Origin of the sequence: Methylobacterium sp. B1 (assembly GCF_000333255.1) — a bacterium.
Classification (GTDB): domain Bacteria; phylum Pseudomonadota; class Alphaproteobacteria; order Rhizobiales; family Beijerinckiaceae; genus Methylobacterium; species Methylobacterium fujisawaense.
In genome coordinates this window covers 1-2,309 of the sequence record NZ_BACT01000462.1, presented here as the reverse complement: position 1 = coordinate 2,309, position 2,309 = coordinate 1, and the positions used below count along the sequence as shown (strand labels likewise).

3 protein-coding genes are annotated in these 2,309 nt (G+C 71.6%); all 3 read right to left on the bottom strand.

Features of this window, described 5'->3' with window-relative positions; all coding sequences use genetic code 11:
• A partial coding sequence (locus I53_RS13430; protein WP_043351502.1) for a UPF0262 family protein occupies nt 1-378 on the bottom strand: 378 nt, incomplete at its 3' end.
• 10 nt (nt 379-388) lie between these two features.
• Nucleotides 389-1,684: a histidinol dehydrogenase gene (gene hisD, locus I53_RS13425; protein ID WP_043351501.1), complete on the bottom strand. Its 1,296-nt coding sequence runs from the start codon at nt 1,682-1,684 to the stop codon at nt 389-391.
• A 21-nt stretch (nt 1,685-1,705) separates the two neighbouring features.
• A complete protein-coding gene (locus tag I53_RS13420) occupies nt 1,706-2,152 on the bottom strand; it encodes a DUF2948 family protein (protein WP_043351500.1) in 447 nt (148 codons plus the stop codon).
• Nucleotides 2,153-2,309: the final 157 nt, after the last annotated feature.

Here is a 2,309-nt window from a genome sequence, read left to right as displayed (position 1 = left end):
CTCGTTGTGCAGGCCCCGCCGACCCATGTCGATCGCCTCGATCTGCGATGGCGAGGCGGTGCGGATCGCGTTGTAGTAGCTCTCGCAGATCATCTCGTAGTCGCGGATCACCCGACGGAACGGCGTCAGCGACAGGAGGTGCGTCATCACCGGCTCGCCCTCCACCGTGGTGATGGCGAAGGACAGCTTGTTCTCGACGAGGCCCAGCGTCAGGGCGTAGGGGCCCTCTCGGCCCGGGACCGCGAAGACATTGTCTTCCAGGATGTCGAAGAGCGCGATGGCCCGCTCGTGCTCCTGATCCGGGTTGCCGCGGGCGATGGACGCCTCGTCCAGGCTCACCTTCGCGAGGCGGTTCGGCCCGCGCTGCTTCTCCGCCATCCCCAAAACCTCACAGGTTCAACCGGATCGCGACGGAGCGGGCGTGCCCCTCCAGGCCCTCGGACCGGCCGAGGTTTATCGCCGCCGGGCCGAGCGCCCGCAAGCTCTCCGGCGTGCAGGCGAGGATCGTCGTCCGCTTCATGAAGTCGAGCACCCCGAGGCCGGAGGAGAACCGGGCGGACCGGGCGGTGGGCAGGACGTGGTTCGGGCCGCCGACATAGTCGCCGATCGCCTCCGGCGTGTGCGAGCCGAGGAAGATCGCCCCGGCATTGCGCACCTTGGCGGCGAGCGCCTCCGCATCCTGCGTCTCGATCTCCAGGTGCTCGGGGGCGAGGCGGTCGACGAGGGGGACGGCCTCGTCGAAGGTCCGGACCCGGATGACGGCGCCGTAGTCGCGCCAGCTCGCCCGGGCGATCTCCTGACGGGGCAGGGTGGTGAGGGCGCGCTCGACGGCCACCTCAACGGCGTCCGCCAGGTCTGCGCTGTCGGTGATCAGGATCGCCTGGGCGGCGACGTCGTGCTCGGCCTGCGCCAGCAGGTCGGCGGCGACCCAGTCCGGGTTGGCGTGGCCGTCGGCCAGGATCAGCACCTCGGAGGGGCCGGCGATCATGTCGATCCCGACCTGGCCGAAGACCCGGCGCTTGGCCGCGGCGACCCAGGCATTGCCGGGCCCGACGACCTTGGCGACAGGAGCAATGGTGGCGGTGCCGTAGGCGAGGGCGGCCACCGCCTGGGCCCCGCCCACCCGGTAGACCTCGTGGACGCCGGCGAGCTGCGCGGCGGCCAGGACCAGCGGATTGATCTGGCCGTCGGGGGTCGGCACGACCATGACGAGCCGCGGCACGCCGGCGACGCGGGCGGGGAGCGCGTTCATCAGCACCGAGGAGGGATAGCTCGCCGTCCCGCCCGGGACGTAGAGCCCCACCGATTCGAGCGCCGTCCAGCGCCAGCCGGCGGTGACGCCCAGCGCGTCGGTGGCGCGATGGTCCGTGGGCCGCTGCGCCCGATGGAAGCTCTCGATCCGCTCGGCGGCGAGGCGCAGGGCCTCGAGGGACTCCTGCGGACAGGCGGCGACCGCCGCGGCGATCTCCGCGTCGGTGACCCGCAGGTGCTCGGCTGAGAAATCGGTGCCGAGCCGGTCGAAGCGGCGCGTGAAGTCGACCAGGGCCGCGTCGCCGCGGGCGACGACGTCGGCGATGATGGCGCGGACCGCTTCGTCCACGTCCTCGGCGATCTCACGCTTCACCGTCAGGAGATGCGCGAAGGCGGTGGCGAAATTCGGATCGCTGCTGTCGAGCCGGACCATCGGAAAGCTCTCTGTCTCGCGTCAGGCCGCCGGGCCGGCGGTCGTGTCGGTGTCGATGTCGTGGCCGGGACGGGTGGCCGATTCCCAGACCGGGCCGAGATCCTTCATCCGGACCTCGATGCACTCGACCTCCAGCCGAAGGGCCGCACCGCCCGAGAAGACGAGATCGATGTGACCCGACGGCGCATCCGTCTGTTCGAAGGTCAGCGCGAGCAGGCTCATCGGCGTGGCGTCGCCCGGCTTCAGGCCGCGGCTCTTCACGCCCCGGACGCGCTCAATGTGCAGGCCGGCGAGGCGCCGCCGGGGCGGGGCGTCCGGTGTCCAGTCGAAGCGTCGCACCGCCATGAGGAAGCGCTGCTCACCGGCGAGATAGGTCAGATCCTCCGGCCGGAGGATCGCGTCCTGCAGGTGGGCTGAGATCACGGTCAAGTCCTCGATGTCGAGGGCGGCGAGCTTGAGCAGCTCCATGCAGAGGGTCCTCGGCGAACGCGGGGCGTGGGCCGGTCGGCGAGGGGCCCCGCGGCAGGGCGTAGGTAGCGGCGCAGCCCCGTTCGGGCAACGCCCGACCTGAGGATGCCGGGTGCGGACGGGGCACAGGCTCGACCCAGCGCCTCGGCAGAGGCGG

What these genes read in the sequence shown, in the direction of transcription:
- hisD (WP_043351501.1), bottom strand. Translation starts at nt 1,684, where the DNA reads ATGGTCCGGCTCGACAGCAGCGATCCGAATTTCGCCACCGCCTTCGCG.
- I53_RS13420 (WP_043351500.1), bottom strand. Translation starts at nt 2,152, where the DNA reads ATGGAGCTGCTCAAGCTCGCCGCCCTCGACATCGAGGACTTGACCGTG.